The organism is Kaistella sp. (genome assembly GCF_032060305.1).
Classification (GTDB): Bacteria; Bacteroidota; Bacteroidia; order Flavobacteriales; family Weeksellaceae; genus Kaistella; species Kaistella yananensis.
Map to the genome: position 1 here is coordinate 1 of NZ_DAMBHK010000045.1, position 2,085 is coordinate 2,085.

Here is a 2,085-nt window from a genome sequence, read left to right on the forward strand (position 1 = left end):
CTAATCCTGTTTTTAAAAATAAATTAAATAGTGGGTTTTGTTAAGGAACGACTAAATAACTTCCTAACGGTACAGAAATTACCAGAATCTTTATCGCTTACGAATATCCGACAGGAAAATAGTGGAAGAGGATTTCAACGCAGCTCTTTATTTCAATAAACTTAATATAATTAATTGTTTTAGTTGCAATGCAAATAAGGAGCGAAAACGATAGGTTTGTAATGTGAGTTACGTAATAGTTTAGTATAAAATTAAGGGTTTACGTATTTAATTTAATCTGCTATTTAGAATTTACTTAAAATACCCCAGTGGATTTTAGTATCGCCAAATTTTACAGGGTTCCCAAATTCGTTTCCGTTGGAGATCTGAAAGCTCATTAAACCTATTGGCAAAAAAAAGTTGAACCCAAGCCCGAAACTGTACAGTTTAGGTTTAAGGGAAAGGCTCTTGTTATTCAGCTCCCCATATTGTCCAAAGACATCAAAGAACGCCTGATTTCCTGCCAGAAAGCGATACTCTGCAGTCCCGAAATAGTAAAAATCTGCAAAAAGAGCATTCTCATTAAAACCCCGAAAGGAATTCCAGCCACCAAAACGAAGCAATTCGTTTGCAACCAACTCATTTTTTGAGTTTATCAGTGCGGTTTCTGCTCTAAGATTTAAATAGTGATTGCCGGAAATATAGAAATTCCGTTCCCCGTAAAAGAAAAAATTATTTTGAGATATTTGGGTGTTATCCTTCGAATATAATGTCGAAATATAATCTGCGGACGCACGAATCTTTGTTTTATGCATAAAAAGTTCAATTTCAGACGGTTCGGTAAAATCATACCAAACTCCGATACCTTTTTTCCCAAAATCTTTACCTTGAATATATAAGGAATCCATTACAGAAGAAGTTTCGAAAGTTCCTCTGAGTCCCAATTTCTGACGGTTGCTGAGATGAAGATAAAGACTGGGTAGAAATTTAACATTAGCAAACGTTGAATCCTGGCGATAAATGTTAACATTAAGATCCAGTCCCAGGTTCGATTTAAAAAGATAAGGAATATCGGTTTTCAGATCGAAAATCTGACCTTTGTCGGGATTTCTCTGCCAAAAGATATTTACTGTTTCGAAACTGTTGAACATGTTCCGGAAGTTCATATTTAAACTTCCATTGAAAGTAAATTTCTCTGTCTTATCATTACCAAAGCCAATTATTCCGTCGAAAGAATTAGACTTTCTTTTTTGCAGGAAAAGAAATACCTGGGTAGAATCTTTTGTAAAAAGTGTTTGAGCAGGTTTTTCAAGCGAAATGAAAGGGTGATTTTGTAAAGACTGATAAATCCGGATCAGGTTTTCATCAGCATAAATTTTTCCCTGAAAATCTTTTTCTAAATTCTTTACAAACCGTTTCGGAACTTTATCGTAACCTTTAATAACAAAACTGTTTATTCTTCGCTGCTCACCGTTTACTACCGAAATTTCAATGTGAGGAATATTCTGCTGCATTCCCAGAAATTTAGATTTTACTCTGTTGAATGTAAAACCTCTGGCTCGGTAACTCGCGTTAATCTCTTTTTTAAGAGAATCCAGATTTTTGGTAAAGAACTCTTGTTTAAGATTTAAGTTTTTAGCAATCTCTTCAGTTAGTTTTACGTTTGCTTCATTAAAGTTTTTCCCTGTGTCGAAATAAATTTCGGTTTTGTTTCCTTCTTTTTTTACATTCCGCAGTTCAGTTAAGTAATAGCTGTTTTGGGTAAGAGAATCGAGGAATTTAACAGCGGAAACCGAATCTTTCACCAAAGTTTTCTCGTCAGTCTGCGTATTAATGAGCCAAAATTCTTTCTCTTGTGCCTGTAGAGAAACACAAAAAAATATCAGAAATATGTGAAAAACGGGTTTCAACAAAGAAGGTTCAGAATTTGAACTCAATTTACGTAAGTTTATTATATTTTAGAAATTATATTTTTTCAATTTGATGATCTTAAAAAATTTTATTGTACGCGAAATTTCTCTGTATCTACGGTAATTGTTTCGGCTATAAAGATTAATTCTTTACCTTTATCAACTTATAAGTAAAGTAAGAATTAATACAATTGCA

General features: G+C 33.4%; 1 protein-coding gene. It reads right to left on the reverse strand.

The genetic code is table 11. The annotated features are described in order from the left end of the window. Nucleotides 1-284: 284 nt before the first annotated feature. Complete coding sequence (locus tag V5N63_RS07645; RefSeq protein ID WP_332033475.1) at nucleotides 285-1,916, reverse strand: hypothetical protein; 1,632 nt, start codon at nucleotides 1,914-1,916, stop codon at nucleotides 285-287. Between the last annotated feature and the right edge of the window lie 169 nt (nucleotides 1,917-2,085).